Origin of the sequence: Pedobacter sp. HMWF019 (assembly GCF_003061025.1) — a bacterium.
Classification (GTDB): Bacteria; Bacteroidota; Bacteroidia; order Sphingobacteriales; family Sphingobacteriaceae; genus Pedobacter.
The window spans coordinates 19,314-37,612 of sequence record NZ_QAIL01000036.1 but is presented as its reverse complement, the minus strand read 5'-3'; the positions used below and the strand labels follow the sequence as shown (position 1 = coordinate 37,612).

Sequence of the window (18,299 nt, the reverse complement as noted above, 5' to 3'; positions counted from 1 at the left end):
TGACTCTATTTTATAGTAGGCCAACTGATATTTTCTGTCAAAAAAAAAAAAAAAAAAAAAAAAAAAAAAAAAAAAAAAAAAAAAAAAAAAAAAACCCAATAAAAAAAAATGTAAAAAACATGACGCTCAATATTGCATAATTTATTTCTACCGAAGATTACATTAATAGAAAACAATTTTCCTAAAAAAATTCAAAATCCTGGCAATTTAACTCTAATACTTGATTTTGGAGTAATAATTGTCTCGATATAATTAATATTCACTAACGAGATCCTAAACAAATCAACGAAATTAATATTACTTATGCAAGAAATCCTATCAAAGAAAGATATAGGCGAAAGAATAAAGGCCCTCAGAACTGCACACCATCTTTCTCAGTCAAAAGTTGCAGACCTGTTAAGTATTTCCAGAAGTAATTACTCTCAGATTGAATTGGGAAATCAATTTCCCTCCTTTAATATCCTGAATGTAATTGCCAGATATTATAGCAAAAGCTATAACTGGCTGCTTCATGGAAAGGATGGAGATGAACAAACAGACCAGATCAGAGCGAATACGGTTATCCAGGAACTGGAAAACACACTTAAAACCTTTGATACACTGCTAAAAAAACTGGAAAAGGAAATCCGGATCCTCAAAACCTCCAGCCATCAGTACTAAAACAAAAAGGGTTGCAACATATGTCACAACCCTTTTCATTTAATGTATCTTTAAGATTACTCTGCAGCAGCGTCAGCAGCAGGTGCTTCAGCTTTAACAGCTTTCTTTGCAGGTGCTTTTTTAGCAGGCGCTTCTTTCGGAGCAGCTACTTTTTTCTCAGCTTTAGCAACAGGTGCTTTTTTCTCTACAACTTCTTTTACAACTTCAGTAGGTAAAACAGATACATAAGATTTGTTATCTTGTTTTTTCTTGAAGATTACGGTACCATCAACCAAAGCAAATAAGGTATGGTCTTTTCCAATACCTACACCTTTATCCGGGTGGTGTTTTGTACCGCGCTGACGTACTAAGATATTTCCGGCAATAGCTTCTTGACCGCCGAAGATTTTAATACCTAAGCGTTTGCTATGCGATTCACGTCCGTTCCTGGAACTACCGGCTCCTTTTTTATGTGCCATCTTGTTTTATATTTTATAAACTGCCTAAACTAACGGCAATTTTTGTGTTAAACAATAATTATAAACTGATACCAGAGATCTGGATTTTGGTGAAATACTGACGGTGACCGTTTTTCTTTTTGTAACCTTTTCTACGTTTCTTTTTGAAAACGATTACTTTATCACCTTTTAAATGAGACACGATTTTAGCTGAAACTGTAGCACCTTTCAATGCAGGAGCTCCTACAGAGATTTTACCACCATCTTCAACCAACAATACATTGTCAAATTCAATACTAGCGCCTTCATCTCCTTGCAAACGGTGTACAAAAAGGTGCTGGTCTTTTGCAACTTTGAATTGCTGTCCTGCTATATTTACTATTGCGTACATTGTTAAATAATTATTATTTTAAATTGTTTATTTTTTTTATCGAGGTGCAAATATAGAACTATTTTTTCTAAATTCAAATGAATTGAACAATAGGGCAAATATATTTGTACAAAATCTACTTATTTACCCTTAGCTTCCTTGCCGTAACGCTCTTCCGCATCATTAATCGTTTGCGCTACCAGGTTTTTCATCTGGGTAGCCGCGTCTCCAAGTTTAGGAATTTCATTAAAATCAGACATCAGGATCACTTTCTTAGATCTGCGTTTATAGTTAAACTGAAATTCATACCTTAATACTTTAGGCGAAGTGAGATCTGATTCCCTGTTGGCAATAACATCCGGAAAATTCCATAAGCCCAGTTCGTTGGCTTTATTGTGCAAATATATAATGTCATTAGTGCGCAGCTTTACGTTCGTTTTCACTAAAGAATCCCGGCTGTTCAGATACTGATAGTCGCCTGTGGCAGAATCATAGGAATTGACCAAATCTTTGCCTACGCCCCATTTAAACTGCAATGAAACAAATTCATTAGATCTGAAAGGTGCATTTTTGATGATTGGCGCATAATAGACCACGCAATAAATCAAAAAAGGCACGACGATAGTTAGTATTAAAAATATCTTTTTTCCTCTGGTACTCATTTAAATGTATTTATAATGTATGTTGTATTCTAATCTAAAGGCTCAGTTAGTTCACCTTCCCACTTACTCACCACCGCAGTGGCCAAACTATTTCCAATGACATTGGTAGCAGACCTGCCCATATCCAGCAATGGATCTATCCCAATCAGTAATGCAAGCCCAGCCTCGGGAATGTTAAAGGTAGCAATTGTCCCTGCAATAACCACCAGGGAAGCCCTTGGTACCCCTGCAATACCCTTACTCGTTAGCATCAGGATCAGCAGCATGGTAATCTGTTGTTCAAAAGACAAATGGATCCCATAAGACTGTGCAATAAATAAAGAAGCAAAAGTCATATAGAGCATAGAGCCATCCAGGTTAAAAGAATAACCCAACGGCAGCACAAAGCTCACAATTTTATCTTTACAGCCAAAACGCTCCAGCTGCATCATTGTTTTTGGATAAGCAGCTTCACTACTTGCCGTACTAAAAGCCACCAAAACAGGTTCTTTCATCCGGTTCATCAGGTTAAACACCCTGGATTTCAAAATGGTAAAACCAATAAAAATCAGTACAAGCCATAACAACAGCATGGTAGAATAAAATTCTCCTATGAATAAAGCGTAGGTGGAAAGCACACTAAGCCCCTGTTTAGCCACAATAGCAGCCATAGCTCCAAAAACAGCAAAAGGTGCAAAGTTCATCACATAACCCGTTACTTTCAAAATTACATGAGCAACAGCATCAAAGAAACTGATGATAACCTGCCCCTTTTCTCCAATAGCCGCTGTAGCTACACCAAAGAACAAGGAGAATACCACAATTTGCAGGATTTCATTGGTTGCCATTGCCTCCGCCATACTTTTAGGAACGATATGGGAGATAAAGTCTTTCATAGACAAAGCCACTTTATGAATCCCGGTATCCACATTACTCGGCGGCAAAGGCAAATGCATCGTCTCACCCGGCCGGAAAATATTAACCATAATCAATCCCAGCACCAGCGAAAGCAAAGAAGCACTGATAAACCATAACATGGTCTTACCACCAATTCTTCCCACCGCTTTAATGTCCCCTACTTTGGCCACCCCTACTACCAGGGTACTAAAAACAAGCGGCGCAACAATCATTTTGATCAGCCTCAGAAAAATATCACTTAACAAGGTAAGTGGTTCCAGTTTCTTTTCGCGGATGGCTTCATTTTCGTGCCTTAATTTTTCGGCAGCTGATTTTTGCGCTTTCAATTCGGCAAAAACAGTTGTGGTGGTGTCTTTTACTTTGAGGATCTGGCCATCTAAAGCTTTTACTTTCGTATCTGCAGCCGCGATATGATCATTATAGGTACTGAATGATTGTACATTCAGATAATATCCCAGGCCAATACCCAGCACCAGAGCTAAAAAAATAAAAAACGTTAATCTGTTGTTCTTCGACATCTGCTAATTAATTTCATTAATACGGTTTGTTTGTAATACTGCAAGGCTGTGCCATGGACAGTTTTATAAGGCTGTAAAACTACAATAATTAAATTATTCTATAAAGTTTGTTGATAAACCAATAAAATTCGCATTTTCGCTGTAACAAACAATCATAAAATACTTCTAAAGCTATATCAACTCTCTATAGGTGGAACAAAAAGACCAGTTATTTAAGCAAATCTTCGATACCAACTCCAAGAAAATATTCCATTTATGTTATGGATATACTGGAGACAAGGATTCTGCAAATGATTTGTTACAGGAAACCTTTTTAAAGGTTTGGCAAAACCTGGATAAATTCAGAAACAAATCCCTGATTTCCACCTGGATCTACAGAATTGCCGTAAACACCTGTTTAACCTATTTAAGATCAGAAAAGAGACAAGCTAAGGACGAACTTACAGACAACATCATAGAGAACAAGGTCGAAGAATACTCAGAAAAGAATGAGCAGATTGCCTTACTCTATAAATCTATATCCAAACTGGAAGAGAACGACCGTTTAATTATTACTATGGTACTGGATGAACTACCCTATAACGAGATTGCAGAAATCTCTGGCATCAGTGAAGGGAATTTAAGGGTAAAAATTCACCGCATTAAACAGAAACTTACAGAAATATACAATGAGCATGCAAGAATTTGAAGATATACAATCGCTTTGGCAGTCACACACAGTGGAGGTAAACATCTCTTCTGAGGAAATGCTTGCCCAGGCAAAAAAGGAAGTGAACAGCATCCGTACCAAATCGCTTTTAAACATCGGCGGCATGGTCTTGTCGCTCCTTGCCTTCGCTGCCCTCTGGTTGTTTTTTGATTTTCAATCCTGGACTACCCATGCAGGTATAGGCATTATTGTCTGCTCCATTGCTATTTACACCTTCATTTTGTATAGAGGTTACCGCTTAATCTCACAAAATGATTTTACTGCCCATCCTAATGAATTTCTAAGCCAGTTGAAACTCTATCAGCTCAACAGGTTTAGCCTGTACCACAAGTTGTACTGGTTTTACACGATAGCCTTAAGCATAGCCATTATTCTATTCTTTTTTGAAGTACTCTCCTATTTCAGCTTCTGGAAACAATGTGTTACTGTAGCCTTTACCTTTGGATGGATCATCTTCTGTTCTACCATATTCAGAAAAGCTGTTATGAACCGGGAAAAAGAGCGTATAGGCCTTCTCATCGAGAAATTTGAAAGAATTAGTGCCCAGTTCAAAGAAACCGGGCACTAAAATTATTCTTTTACTTCGGTTACAGAGAAACTGTTCCCGTTTAATTTGTACTGAAGCTTCTTCTCTGCACCAGACTTTTTAGTTGTATCGGAAGGATCTGTTATCGGAAAACTCCTGAACAATTCTCCATTCTTGATAAAAAATTTATCATTGCCCTTATAAACCTTTTTCATAATGCTGGTGAGCGACGGGAAATTAATCTTCTGAAAACCATTTCTGCTGTACTCATAAACATTCAAATCACGAACATTTTTCTTACTGAGCAATTCTACATAGAGTTCAGGATTCCCATCATTGTCCAGATCCATATTCCAGGCGTCTGTAATGATACCTTTTCGTTCATTCGAAAAAGACTTATAGTCATTTCTGGCCGAGTCTGACATCAGAATCAAATATCCCCCCAGGGAGTCAACACCTTTACCCCAGCTCACGACTTCAAAATTAAGCCCTGGCCTGATGGCAATGTTTCTATAAAAAGGAAAGGGGTTAGCCTGCTTCTCTGCCAAAGGCTTGTTGCTGCTCAAGGCAATATGTTTTTCAGGATTATCGCTGGTACAGGAATACAGAAGTAAAATACCTGAAGCGAACAAGGAGGATTTTACAAATAAATCTTTCAGTTTCATCTTGTCATCTATTTTATTGTGAGATGGAGCCTTTGATCATTAAGATTATTTTAATGATGTCGGGTTCATCTTAGTTACATTATACAGCAAGCAATTTAACTCAAAAAAAAACGCCAAACAAGGAGAATCCCCTGTCTGGCGTTTTTTTACTTCTACTAATTATTCTATTTTGCAGGCGCGTCCGGTGCACCATTATTTAATTCCGTTTGAGTCACGACACTCCTCTTACCACTTTTAGTGATTACAATCGTTTTAAGGTTCAGTTTCTTCCCTTCAGGCACATTCACTTTGATCGGTCCTGTGTATAAAGCTGCACTCTCAGACGGTCTGTAATTGTCTAAAGTATAATAAATCTGAGCCCCCTCTACCGGAACTTTAAGTTCAATATTAAACTGACTTCCTTTCAACACCTTATCATTCTGTCCAATCGGTGTTGGCACCCAATAATTTGTATTGGTTTTATCCAGACGTGCCAGATGAAGCGGTAAACGTTCTTCTGAGAAGTTCTTTAAATCCTTACGGTTTTTCTGTGTCCAGGCAATCTCTGCTAAAGCAAACATCCTTGGAAAAACCATATACTCTGCTTTTTCAGGACTTTCGATATACTCAGTCCATAGATTAGCTTGTACACCAATAATATACTTTTGCTGATCAGCCGTCAATTCAGCCGGTATAGGATCATAGCCATAAGCTTTGGTGTAAGGAGCAAAACCTCCAATCGCCAAAGGCTCATCGGGAGAATTTGATTGCTTATGGTCAAAATACAAACCATTTGATCCAGGCGTCATGATCACATCATGTTGCTGCTGAGCAGATGCAATTCCACCTTCAACACCTCTCCAGGACATTACAGTTGCATTTGGTGCCAGACCACCTTCCAGGATTTCATCCCAGCCAATGATCGAACGACCTTTACCGTTCAGATACTTTTCAATACGTTGTATAAAATAGCTTTGCAAACCATGCTCATCCTTCAGATTGTTCTTTTTAATAAAGTCCTGGCAAAAAGCAGAACGCTTCCAGAAATCTTTAGGGCACTCATCGCCACCAATATGGATATATTTAGATGGGAAAAGAACAAGAACCTCGTCTAATACATCCTCTAAGAACTTGAAAGTATTTTCTGTTGGTACAAAAACATCCTGGTGTACACCCCAGGTTTGCTGAACTTGTTTACCCTTTCTTGAACCAGCCCAAGGCGCCTTAGGATCTGTTGGGGTATCCTCGTTAGGGAAACAGCTCAATTCAGGATAAGCCGCAATAGCAGCAGAACCATGTCCTGGCATCTCAATTTCCGGGATCACAGTAATATATCGGGCTGAAGCATAGGCTACAATCTCTTTTACCTCATTCTGAGTATAAAACCCTTTATATACCTTATCATCTGTTGCCACTCCCGGGTAGTTACCAATTACACTTCCATTTCTGGAGGATCCAATTGTTGTTAATTTTGGATATTTTTTAATTTCAATTCTCCATCCCTGATCTTCAGTTAAATGCCAGTGGAAATTATTCAATTTGTACTGGGCCATCATATCGATATACTTTTTAACAAAAGCAACCGGGAATAAGTGACGACCTACATCCAGGTGCATCCCCCTGTATTTGAACCTTGGATAATCATTAATGTCTGCTGCTGGTACAGTAATTTTGCCATCTTGTTTTTCAGGCAACAACTGCATCACTGATTGTACTGCATAAAATAAGCCCGCACCCTTTCCGGTGATCAGGAATTTATCTTTAGTAATGCTGATCCTGTAACCTTCTTCCGGAAGCTTATCCGCGCCCTCAGAAGTAATAACTATAGCTTTGTGGTTAGCTTCCGGAGATTTAACCTCTCTCAGCGCAAAACCTCCTTTACTTGCAATAAAAGCATTTAGCAGATCCGCAACACGTGCATTTTCAGCATGGGCAGAGACCAGCAAAGTAGTTTTATCCAGAATAAAGGATCCGGAATGCTTTTCTACAGAAACCGGTGCAGGAATAATTCCCATGCTGGCATCATTTTGCGCGTACAAATTTGTACTCAGCAATGCACAGATGACAATTGGTAAGATTTTTTTCATGATTTGTTTTGTGTGTTAGGTGGTACTAAGTAATTATCCTAAGATAAATAGAACCGCCGCCTTCGATACATCACATTTTTGTTACAATAGAAATCAAACGTTTGAAATGAACGGAAACAGCGCATATTTTTTTCTACACAAAACCATTAAGCATAAAAAAAGCGGACCTGTTTAAAACAAATCCGCTTTTAGTTATAATTTCTATGATTAAGAAACGACTTCTGAATGATGTTCCTTAGCTGCCAGATAACGTTCCGCATCCAATGCAGCCATACAACCAGATCCGGCAGCAGTTACTGCCTGACGATAGTAATGGTCCTGCACATCTCCTGCTGCAAATACACCCTCAACATTAGTTTTGGTTGTACCTGGAATAGTTTTAAGATAACCTGTCTCATCCATATCAATCCATCCTTTGAAAATATCCGTGTTCGGTTTATGGCCAATAGCCACAAAGAAACCTTCTACTTCGATGTCTTTTTCTTCTCCGGTTTTATTATTAGTGATCTTAAGACCAGTAACATTTTTACCATTACCCAATACCTCTTTTGCTTCAGAGTTGTAGATAACTTCAATATTTGGTGTATTCAACACACGGTGTACCATGGCTTTTGAAGCCCTGAATTCATCGCGACGAACCAGCATATATACTTTTTTACAAAGTTTGGCCAGATAAGTAGCCTCTTCAGCTGCGGTATCTCCTGCACCAACAATAGCAACATCCTGTCCTTTAAAAAAGAAACCGTCACATACTGCACAAGCAGAAACACCGAAACCATTATATTTTTGTTCACTAGGCAAACCCAGCCATTTAGCAGTTGCGCCAGTAGAAATGATCACTGTATCAGCAGTAATGGTTTTAATCTCATCTACTACAACTTTATGTGGCAAGGAAGAAAAATCTACAGAACTTACATAACCAAAACGGATATCAGTACCAAATCTTTCTGCCTGTTTTCTAAAATCTTCCATCATTTCCGGTCCCATAATACCTGTAGGATAACCCGGGAAATTATCAACGTCCGTAGTTTGTGTCAATTGTCCACCAGCTTCCATACCTGTATACAATACAGGTTTAAGGTCTGCACGGGCAGCATAAATTGCAGCCGTATAACCAGCAGGTCCGGAACCAATAATCAGACAGGGAACGTGTTCTATTTCTTGCGACATATTTTTATATAATTCGTTTGTTTTACAAATTTAATCATAATAGATCAAATCCACCAATAGCATCCAGCTATTGTGATCTGTAGATTATAATCCTTTTTTCTTAGCTTCTTCTAATTGCTTCAGTTCTTTTTTAGTACGCTTCACATCCGAAACCACCTCATCCATTTTGAAAGTAACAACCCGTAGACCTCCATTAATCACCCACTCTCCATCCTTCTTGTCCTGTACGTACTGGCCGGTTTCTATCAGCTCTCCTTTATCATCAAAAGCCTTAAACGGTCCCTGCGTTACACCTCTGTCATAAGTAACCAGCGTCTTAACCAATCCACTTTCATAATAGCTCAGCCACCGGCCCTGCTTTAAACCATTCTCAAAATCTCCCGAAAGCACTTTATAACGATCTCTCCCCGTATTCAAGGCCACATAGCCCGTAACACTTTTATTTGGGTTGATCCAGTCATAGTATACAAACCTGCCCTGTGGCACCTCCAGCAAAGAGTCTTTAAAAGACCCGGTTGTGGCAATATACCCATCCATATCATATTTTTTGAATACCCACAAACTATCTCCAGACACTTTACCATACACCGCATAGCTTGCGGCATGTACAGAATCTACAGTCACCTTATCTTTAATATCAAAATAAACGGTCTTAACCTGGCTGTAACCACACAAAGCGGAACACAAGATCAGCAAGCTTGCAATGAAAATCTTCTTCATATACAAAAATATCATTCTAGGTTTGAATAATCCCTACATTGAAGCGCTTTTTTACAGGACTCTGATTTGCCGCCTCAATCCCCATAGAAATTACCTTACGGGTTTCCAGCGGATCAATGATCCCATCTACCCATAACCTCGATGCCGCATAAAAAGGCGTAGTCTGGCTATTGTACCTGTCTGTAATCTCTTTAAGCAGTTCAGCTTCCTTTTCTGGCGTAATGGTCTCCCCTCTAGACTTAAGAGAAGCCTCCTGAATTTGTAACAAGGTTTTTGCAGCCTGAGCGCCACCCATCACCGCAATCTTCGCACTTGGCCAGGCAAAAATCAGTCTTGGATCATAGGCTTTACCACACATGGCATAATTACCTGCACCATAAGAATTTCCTATCACTATGGTAAACTTAGGTACCACAGAATTGGCCACCGCATTCACCATTTTAGCACCATCCTTGATAATTCCACCCTGCTCCGACTTGCTGCCAACCATAAAACCCGTCACGTCTTGCAAAAACACCAAAGGAATCTTTTTTTGGTTACAGTTCATAATGAAACGTGCAGCCTTATCGGCACTATCTGAATAGATCACCCCACCCAGCTGCATTTCTCCTTTTTTCGATTTTACAATCTTCCGCTGGTTAGCTACAATCCCTACTGCCCAGCCATCCACACGTGCCAAACCGCAAACAATGCTTTTTCCATACTCCTTTTTGTATTCTTCCAGTTCAGAATCATCTACCAGGCGCTTAATCAACTCCACCATATCATAAGGTTTCTCCCTGTTTTCAGGCAAAATCCCATAGATCTCCTCTTGTGGAAATTTAGGTAAGGCAGGCTTGATCCGATCAAAACCAGCAGATTCAGGAGCCCCCAGCATACTCATAATGTTCTTAATACTGTCTAAGCAGGCCTGATCATTCGGTTGTTTATAATCCGTAACACCCGAAATTTCACAATGCGTGGTTGCACCACCCAAGGTTTCATTATCTACATCTTCGCCAATGGCAGATTTAACCAGGTAAGAACCCGCCAGAAAAACAGAACCCGTACCCTCAACAATCATCGCCTCATCGCTCATGATCGGAAGATAAGCCCCTCCCGCAACACAAGAACCCATGATCGCAGAAATTTGCACAATACCTTCCGAAGACATGATCGCATTGTTCCTGAACATCCTTCCAAAATGTTCCTTATCCGGAAAAATCTCATCCTGCATGGGCAGATACACCCCTGCGCTGTCTACCAGATAAATGACCGGCAAACGATTCTCCATGGCAATTTCCTGTGCCCGCAAGTTCTTTTTTGCCGTCATCGGAAACCATGCTCCTGCTTTAACAGTAGCATCGTTGGCCATAATCATACATTGCCTTCCGGAAACATAACCGATCCCACAAACTACCCCCGCAGAAGGACAGCCCCCCTCATCTTCATACATCCCCTCAGCGGCAAAAGCTCCAAGTTCAAGAAATTCACTTTCCTGATCAATCAAATAAGAAATCCTTTCCCTTGCCAGCAATTTCCCTTGTTCTTTCTGCTTGGCAGCAGCCTTTTCGCCCCCACCCGCATATATTTTTTTCAGACGCGTTTTAACCCCATAAACCAGTTGTTTATTCACGTCTTCGTTCTTATTGAATTCTATATTCATTCGGCCAATGTAAATGTATTTTTTTTGAAACTATAGTCCATTTCAGGATTCGGTATAGGGAACCAGATCAATATACCAGTAACCCGCAGGCTCATCAGTACTGCCAGCAGGAGAAGGATAGGTTTTATAGACCTTTTCACCGGTAACAAAACCAACAGGGCGTTTAAAAAGCGGCCCATCAAAAACAAAAGTGTGGAACTCGCCATTCTCCCCGCAAGGATCAATATCTTCGGGAAGATCATTGATAAAATTTTCATCAATAACCCTTCCGCAGAAAGCCTCCAAACCACGCTGCGCACAAACCACCACCGTTTTATAACCAAGCCCCAGAAACTCCTTTAAAATAGCACGTGTATCCTTTTTCCATAGCGGAAAAACAGCCTCCATTCCTATCTCAGACAATTTCTTCTCCCTGTAAATTTTAAGATCTTCCAGAAAAATATCCCCAAAAACAGACTTTGTAATTCCCTCCTGCTTTAATTTATTTAAATGCAGCTCCATGGTTTTCTCATATTCATCCATCTGCGGAGATTCGGCCAGGCGCACCTGATATAAAGGAATCCCAATACTTTCTGCCTGAGCAACAAGCAATTCCTCACGTACACCATGCATACTAACGCGGTTATAGGTATCACTTAAGGTGGTCAACAGATAATTGACCGCCAGTTCCTTCTCTTCAAGAACCTTATGAAGGGCCAGAGTACTGTCTTTCCCACCACTCCAGTTAAATAAAGCCTGTTGTTTTTCCATTCCCGATAAATGTAAACATTTGCCAAGTACTGGTGGTTACAGAAATCTTATTCTTGTGTTAAAATATCCGAAGAATTTTTCTCCCTGATCAAAACCTGTTGACTGGCAGATGGGTCCGTTTGTATGCCATATAACTTTGCGCCATGTACATCTTCCAGCATTATGGCATAACGGCCATCTGGCTTTTCAAACCGAAAGGAACAATCTTTCAGCTTAAGCCCTGTTACATGCCTTGCCCAAAGCCCGTAAGAAGGCTGAACTTTAAGATTAGACGCATTATATTGCCCTACACCCAATTCAGGGCATACATTAGAAGTATCACTGCCCGGATTTCCACCTTTTACCAGTACCTTCACATCTTCAAAAGAGATGTTCCTGATGTAACCAGTATGCTTCCCGTTAGGCAATTTAAAATCCAGGCCACCCATAACCGCAGCATGCTCCGGCAACTGATATCCCGCAACAATGGGCGTTGAACGGGGCTGGCTGCCATCAAAACGCTTCCATCTTGTTCCGTTGTAAGAACTCCCGCTATACACCTCCAATACATCAATATGTTTTAAATGAATATCTTCTACCTCACCAATGTTTACGTTTTTAACCAGCAGTTCATCATGTTGTTTTCCGTTCTCCGTAAATACATAGCGGCCAACTTCTGCACCGATAATCCTGCCCCGGTTAGAAATAGAAATAAAAAATGGCGCCATAGCCCTGTACATTTTAGACCGGGAATGCAATGGCCCGGTATGCCCGCAATTCAAGTGGACATCACTTATATGCCCGCCATCATTCGTAGAAATAGAGAACCCAGCTTTATTAGCCCCAAGCACGTAAATATTATCTACACAAACATGGGAAATATCATCGGCCGTTTCTGAGCCAATCTGGAACAAGTTACAATTGGTATCCCCGATCACATTTCTCACCTTATAATTGCTTGCCGGACGGGTAAATCCCAGGGCACAGTCTGAACCCGGTTTTACAATATCATCAGAACTCACTTTAGAATAGATATTCTTCACCCAAACGTCATTGCAGGCCATAAAATCATAAATATCCCTTGCATTTGTGGCATGTTCTTTTCCAAAGTAGGTATCATGAACGCTGATGTGATCTGTACCTGTGGCCAATAATACAAAATGACCTGCACGTTCTATTTTGAGCATCTGATCATCCTCAAAAAGCTTTTCCCCATTTTTGCCTATATAATAAGGCTCATCTTTTTGTTCATCATACCATAAATCCTCCTGACGTTCTCTACCCCCGATCTCCAGATTGGTGCAAAGCTTCAGGCTAAACATCTTATCTGCCCGGTTATCCGCTGCGTTGTTCATCACCTTATCACTGTTCACCAGGTTGCCATCACCGGTAATCATTCCAGCACCAATAATTTTCACGTTATCCAGCCGCTCCCCAAAAAACATCGCATTCCGGAAATAATGATGACCAACATCCTGCTTAGTCAGATAATTCTCTGGATCGGCATAAGGGCCCATATCTGTTGGCGACAGGCCGGAGCGGTACTTCTTGTCGCTAAACCAGGTCGTTTCCGGTGCATCAGCCCCTTTAATCGCCTTAATAACTGCTCCTTTATCCAAATAGAGATACACATTACTCTTCAAATGAACCGTTCTTACCCTATATGTTCCCTTTTTGAAAACAAGCGTCCCTCCACCTATATGGTTCAAAGAGTCAATTGCCCTGTTGATTCCATCAGTATGATCGTCAGTACCCGCAACAAAAGGACCGACATCCATTTTACCCGAATAAAAAGAAACCAGATTTGAAAAGCCCTTATATTCTCCAGACAGGATCTTTAAACGGAACTTGTATAAACGTTGAGGAAGCAAAGCCCTTACTTCAGCAGCCCCCTTTTCAAATTTTGCTGGCAAAGACCTCCAGGTTCTCCCATTATCCAAAGACTGCAGCAATTGAACAGCCCTCTGCGGTACTGCCGACCTCCATTTAAAACTTAGCCTCGTATAGCTGTTTTGATCCTCTTGATAGTGTAGGCTTTTGTCCAAAACCCGCACAAAATCTGCAACCCTGCTCCGAACCTTTAATACAGCAACTTCAGCCCCTACACCCGCACTGTTCAACACTTCCGGCTGAGCAGTTGTATAAACAGCCTTTAACTGATAATCGCCTGTTTTGGCCAAACAAACATTTTCAATACGCACTTTTAGATCCGGTCCGTTCGCCGGCCTGAAATCCAGACCGGAAAACAGAAGTACCGTACCCGTTGCCTCCTTAGAAATCCGGACCTGTCCAACTTTCTGATAAGGATAAGCACTGCCCACCCGCCCAACAGACTGAGTACTCAGGTCCTTCAGTTTCACAAAGCCCCGTCCAATCACATTCACAGAGGTGTTTTCTAAAGTCACCCCAAGATCAGATGGAATATAAAATTTAACACGGGCATCCGGGCTTCTTTGCCCTGCTGTATAAGAAAACAACACATCTCCCTTTGTGCCACGGGTCATTTCAGTAGTGTCCAGAACCAGCTGGCCATCCAAAGCCATTTTTTTTACCTCGATAAAATAGGTTTTAGCTTCACCATTCTTTGACTTTACCTGCAAACGGTCACCCGTAAAAAGTTCAGTTCCAGTTTTAATTTCCCCCCGATTATTCCGTGCAATAAACCCGGGCAACAAATCACCCTTAACATTCAGCACCTGGAAAAGTCCATGCACATCTGCTCCGGCAGAAACCAGGCCCAGCTCTTCAGGTGTGTCTACTGTAAAACGATAGGTAGTTCCCTTAGCCAGTACAATCGTATCCCTTTTTATTTGCACAACAGGACTTTCCTGTCCCTTTACAACAACAGCGCCCAGTAAAAGAATCCCCGTAACCAAAGTCAATTTGTTCATGCCCATATTAAGTTTAAAAATATGGGCAATCCTGCTGAAAAGATGAGTCCAATCAGCAGAATATTCAGCAATTACAGCAAGAAAAGCTATTTAAATTCCTTGATGTCTACAATTCTATCGGGATCCTGCGCTTTAAGGAAAGAAATTCCTTTGGCATTTTTAACCCATTTACAATTTTGCTGTATCCAATCATAAGTGCTCTCCAGGCTCGATGCTGTTTCAGCCGGAACCGGCTGCAGAAAAACCTCGCCAGTTGGATAGTGCAGCTCATATAAAGAATTGCCTACCAAAAACACGAAAGTAGAAATATCAGAAGAATTGATCACAAAATCACCCTGTATGCGCTGGTCTGGATTTTGTCTTTTAAGCAAATACGCTTTGGCATACACTCTGGTTACATAAAAATCATTATTGATGATGTAACCTGCATTACCAACCCGGGTAATCCCTTTGGTAAACTTAACGTCTGCAGGACCATTAGAAGGACGATACAAGCTCACCACTTCCACCTTATTGTTTTTTACCGTTACAATATATACCGGAGCTGCCAAACCAGACTGGTCTGCAATCTGTACCAATGCACAGGTTTTAGCCGTATTGATAAACTCTGCAAAAGCAAACTTATCCGTTGCAGATTTCGGATCATCTGGATTTACCTGGATCTGTATCAGTGTATCCAGAAATTTAACACTGTACCATTTCCTTATCCCGTCGCCATCTTTTTTATCCGGCTCACCTGAGGAATCTTCCTTTTTACTGATGGCCAGCGAATCACTGCCTTTACCATATTCATTAAAGCTTTCCATAGCCGTTAATACCTTCGGCTTATAAACTTTAGAGGTTTCGTTTTTGCTACAGCCAAACAGAACGGCCGCGAGGAGAAGTGCGTATAGTGTTGGTTTCATATTTTTAATCCTTATTTACCGGATAATTTTCTCTTATTTTTTTAAACTCAGAACCATTTTTCCATGCCGGGAAACGGGAGGCAATGTTCAATTTAAAGCCCAGGTCAAACAGCAGGCGTACATCTTCAACCATACCACTCATGTCCCAGGATTTTTCATCAAAATTATCCTGAGGAGAATGATACCTGGTTTTGATATAATCTGCAGCCTGTTTAGTTCCCCATTCTTTACCATATTTAACATGATCTACTCCAGAACCTGTAAACAAAGAAGGAATGCCGACTTTAGCAAAGTTAAAATGATCTGAGCGATAATACAAACCAGAAGATGGAACAGGCTCTTTAACTACAAATCTTCCCTGCTTTTGTGCAGACGCTGCAGCATAATCCTCCAGTTCCGATTGGCCATATCCGTACACAATAATGTCTTTTGTTTTTCCCATAGGCGACATCATATCCATATTAATATCTGCAAGTGTTTTTGCAATTGGAAATACCGGGTGTTTGGCGTAATACTCAGATCCCAGCAAGCCCTGCTCTTCGCCAGTAAAGGAGACAAACAATACAGACCTATCCGGATTAACCTTTTTAAATGCAGCAGCCAATTCCAGCAAAGCAGCAACCCCGGTAGCATTGTCTACCGCACCATGATACACTGAATCGCCTTTAATGATCTCTCCCACTCCAAAATGGTCCCAGTGTGCAGAGTAAATAAGGCATTCATCAGCTTTCTTCTTACCCGGCAGCAAAGCGAGTACATTGTTAGATACCGAACGCTTAATGCTATTTTTTATGGTTAGTGAAGTGGTAAGCCCCAGGTCAACCGCTTTAAACCCTGGCTTTGAAGCCTCTGAAAACAGACTTTCATCTTTTCCGGCAAGCGCCAGCAATTTCTTCGCAATGTCTAAGCTGATCCAACCCTCAACCACTGCTCTTGATTTATTTTGATCTTCAGCCTCCAGCTGCAATTTCGATTTAGACCAGCCGCTACGCACCACAGACCATGGATAACCCGCAGGAACATCATCATGAACAATCAAAATCCCAGCAGCGCCTTGTCTGGCCGCCTCTTCAAATTTATAAGTCCACCTGCCATAATAGGTCATATTTTCACCTTTAAACAACTTAGGGTCTTTAAATCCCGGATCATTGATCAGCACCACAACTGTTTTCCCTTTCACATCCAGGCCGGCATAATCATTCCAGCCATATTCAGGAGCTACAATGCCATAACCCGCAAAGATCAAAGGAGAATCTGAAATGCTGACAACCGGCTCCACATGTTTCGTACCTGCAACAAAACCAGTCTGATAAAACGCCTCAACAGCACCATTTTGCCCTTTAAACACCATCTTTTCCTCCGGAACAGATTTTATATCTACCATTGGTACCTGCTGAAAATAGCTTTTACCATGACCCGGTTTCAAACCAAGCAGCTCAAACTCTTTCTTTAAATAGTTAATGGTTTTGGTTTCTCCTATGGTAAAAGGCTTGCGTCCTTTAAATTCATCAGAGGCCAATACCTTAATATGCCGGGAAAAACTTTGTTCATTTATAGCCTTTATCGCCGCTGAATCAGGATTTTGAGCCTGGGTTACATTCATCGCAGCAATGAAGAAGCAAGAAGAAAAAATAGTTTTTGAATTCATTTTAAAGGGAATACTGATTTTGGTCAAACTTACTCAATCCGCCCCGGAAATAAAAAAGCGGAGCACATCTAAATCTGCTCCGCTCATCGCTCTCCTAACCACAGGAAACGTTAGTTTCCTATCCCAATAACTTTATAGGTTATTTTGTTGTTGCCATCTACTTGTTTTTCGTAGTAAATGCCATCTTCAGTTACATAGTACTGTACGCCTTTGATCATCACGTCTCTGGCACCGTCAGGAAGCTGATCAACTGTATCACCAACCTGAGGAACATTAGCCGGAGTATCTACTGCGTTGTTGCCGTCGCCAGTGTTCAACACACCATCTTTACCTGCAACCACATATACTGTTTTACCGTTTGCATCTTGTCCTAATGTATAGTAAACGCCTTTATATTCGTAGTAAGTCTGGCCGTTGATGGTTACTTCTTTAGCAGCCGAAGGCAAGCTTGGAACTTGTGCACCTACCGGAGGAACTACTACTTTATATTCGTTGTCATATTGTCTGTAAAAGAATCCATCAGAGAAATAAAACTGATCTGCACCGAAATAGAAAGGATAATATCCATAAGGCAATATGCTTAAACTAATGCCTAAAAAAGGCCTGTAGAAACTGTAATACCCGTAATAAGGTCTGCGATATCCCCATCCCGGACGGTAACCCCATCCCGGACGATAACCCCCGCCTGGACGATAACCCGGACGACCTGGACGATAACCGCTACCAGGCCTCGAAGGACGGGAACCGGCATTAAATGAAGGACGGGAGCCGCCAGGCCTTCCTGATGAAATATGTGCACCTGATGACATCCCACGGCCGCCGCCGCCAGACATATGGCCGCCACCGCCTCCACCACGACCGCCTCTTTGAGCAAGGGCGCTGGTAGTAGTAAAGCCACTGATAAGGAGGATGGTTCCTGCGACAATTAACGATTTAAACCTTAGAGTTTTCATTTGCTTATTATTTAGTGTTCTTGTTCATATGCTAATCATGTTGCCATGAGTATATTAACTTCTGTTAATTTAGCTATAGGACAATTGAAAAGCAAAAAGGATTAATCATTTCTTAACATTAATTAAAG

At 40.9% G+C, this 18,299-nt stretch carries 17 protein-coding genes; 3 read left to right on the top strand and 14 right to left on the bottom strand.

All coding sequences use genetic code 11. The features are described from left to right. Positions 1-303 precede the first annotated feature (303 nt). Positions 304-660: a helix-turn-helix domain-containing protein gene (locus DBR11_RS02270; RefSeq protein WP_108549987.1), complete on the top strand. Its 357-nt coding sequence runs from the start codon at positions 304-306 to the stop codon at positions 658-660. Between the two features lie 56 nt (positions 661-716). On the opposite strand, the gene rpmA is transcribed toward DBR11_RS02270, so the two are convergent. From rpmA to DBR11_RS02250, 4 genes are all read right to left on the bottom strand, one after another. Then, entirely contained in the window at positions 717-1,118 is a 402-nt protein-coding gene (rpmA, locus tag DBR11_RS02265; protein ID WP_108549986.1) for a 50S ribosomal protein L27, read from the bottom strand. A 58-nt stretch (positions 1,119-1,176) separates the two neighbouring features. Continuing rightward, a complete protein-coding gene (rplU, locus tag DBR11_RS02260) occupies positions 1,177-1,488 on the bottom strand; it encodes a 50S ribosomal protein L21 (RefSeq protein ID WP_008241463.1) in 312 nt (103 codons plus the stop codon). A 119-nt stretch (positions 1,489-1,607) separates the two neighbouring features. Continuing rightward, positions 1,608-2,129 carry a hypothetical protein gene (locus tag DBR11_RS02255; RefSeq protein ID WP_108549985.1) on the bottom strand — a complete coding sequence of 174 codons (522 nt, stop codon included), beginning with the start codon at positions 2,127-2,129 and terminating at the stop codon, positions 1,608-1,610. A 29-nt stretch (positions 2,130-2,158) separates the two neighbouring features. Then, complete coding sequence (locus DBR11_RS02250) at positions 2,159-3,544, bottom strand: dicarboxylate/amino acid:cation symporter (RefSeq protein ID WP_108549984.1); 1,386 nt, start codon at positions 3,542-3,544, stop codon at positions 2,159-2,161. 190 nt (positions 3,545-3,734) lie between these two features. Here DBR11_RS02250 and DBR11_RS02245 point away from each other — a divergent pair, with 190 nt between their 5' ends. Continuing rightward, a complete protein-coding gene (locus DBR11_RS02245; RefSeq protein WP_108549983.1) occupies positions 3,735-4,232 on the top strand; it encodes an RNA polymerase sigma factor in 498 nt (165 codons plus the stop codon). Next, positions 4,213-4,821, top strand: coding sequence for a hypothetical protein (locus DBR11_RS02240; RefSeq protein WP_233260618.1), 609 nt, complete (start codon positions 4,213-4,215; stop codon positions 4,819-4,821). Before DBR11_RS02245 ends, DBR11_RS02240 begins: the two co-directional genes overlap by 20 nt. Before the next feature lie 2 nt (positions 4,822-4,823). Here the strand turns inward: DBR11_RS02240 and DBR11_RS02235 are convergent, their stop codons facing one another. The 10 genes from DBR11_RS02235 to DBR11_RS02190 all read right to left on the bottom strand — a co-directional run bounded on the left by DBR11_RS02235 (position 4,824) and on the right by DBR11_RS02190 (position 18,171). Then, positions 4,824-5,444, bottom strand: a complete 621-nt coding sequence (locus tag DBR11_RS02235; RefSeq protein WP_108549981.1) for a hypothetical protein — start codon at positions 5,442-5,444, stop codon at positions 4,824-4,826. Between the two features lie 164 nt (positions 5,445-5,608). Then, positions 5,609-7,510: a beta-N-acetylhexosaminidase gene (locus DBR11_RS02230; protein ID WP_108549980.1), complete on the bottom strand. Its 1,902-nt coding sequence runs from the start codon at positions 7,508-7,510 to the stop codon at positions 5,609-5,611. A gap of 207 nt (positions 7,511-7,717) precedes the next feature. After that, on the bottom strand, positions 7,718-8,680 hold the full coding sequence (gene trxB / locus DBR11_RS02225; RefSeq protein ID WP_108549979.1) for a thioredoxin-disulfide reductase: 963 nt from the start codon (positions 8,678-8,680) through the stop codon (positions 7,718-7,720). Between the two features lie 84 nt (positions 8,681-8,764). Further along, complete coding sequence (locus DBR11_RS02220) at positions 8,765-9,400, bottom strand: toxin-antitoxin system YwqK family antitoxin (protein ID WP_108549978.1); 636 nt, start codon at positions 9,398-9,400, stop codon at positions 8,765-8,767. Between the two features lie 16 nt (positions 9,401-9,416). Further along, positions 9,417-11,045 carry an acyl-CoA carboxylase subunit beta gene (locus DBR11_RS02215; protein WP_108549977.1) on the bottom strand — a complete coding sequence of 543 codons (1,629 nt, stop codon included), beginning with the start codon at positions 11,043-11,045 and terminating at the stop codon, positions 9,417-9,419. A gap of 42 nt (positions 11,046-11,087) precedes the next feature. Next, positions 11,088-11,795, bottom strand: coding sequence for a diphthine--ammonia ligase (locus tag DBR11_RS02210; RefSeq protein WP_108549976.1), 708 nt, complete (start codon positions 11,793-11,795; stop codon positions 11,088-11,090). A gap of 47 nt (positions 11,796-11,842) precedes the next feature. Further along, positions 11,843-14,665, bottom strand: a complete 2,823-nt coding sequence (locus tag DBR11_RS02205; RefSeq protein WP_108549991.1) for an endopygalactorunase — start codon at positions 14,663-14,665, stop codon at positions 11,843-11,845. Positions 14,666-14,751: 86 nt separating this feature from the next. After that, positions 14,752-15,570: a hypothetical protein gene (locus tag DBR11_RS02200; RefSeq protein ID WP_108549975.1), complete on the bottom strand. Its 819-nt coding sequence runs from the start codon at positions 15,568-15,570 to the stop codon at positions 14,752-14,754. Between the two features lie 4 nt (positions 15,571-15,574). Further along, positions 15,575-17,218, bottom strand: a complete 1,644-nt coding sequence (locus DBR11_RS02195; protein ID WP_108549974.1) for a M28 family metallopeptidase — start codon at positions 17,216-17,218, stop codon at positions 15,575-15,577. A 110-nt stretch (positions 17,219-17,328) separates the two neighbouring features. Next, positions 17,329-18,171: a DUF6515 family protein gene (locus DBR11_RS02190; protein WP_233260617.1), complete on the bottom strand. Its 843-nt coding sequence runs from the start codon at positions 18,169-18,171 to the stop codon at positions 17,329-17,331. Positions 18,172-18,299: the final 128 nt, after the last annotated feature.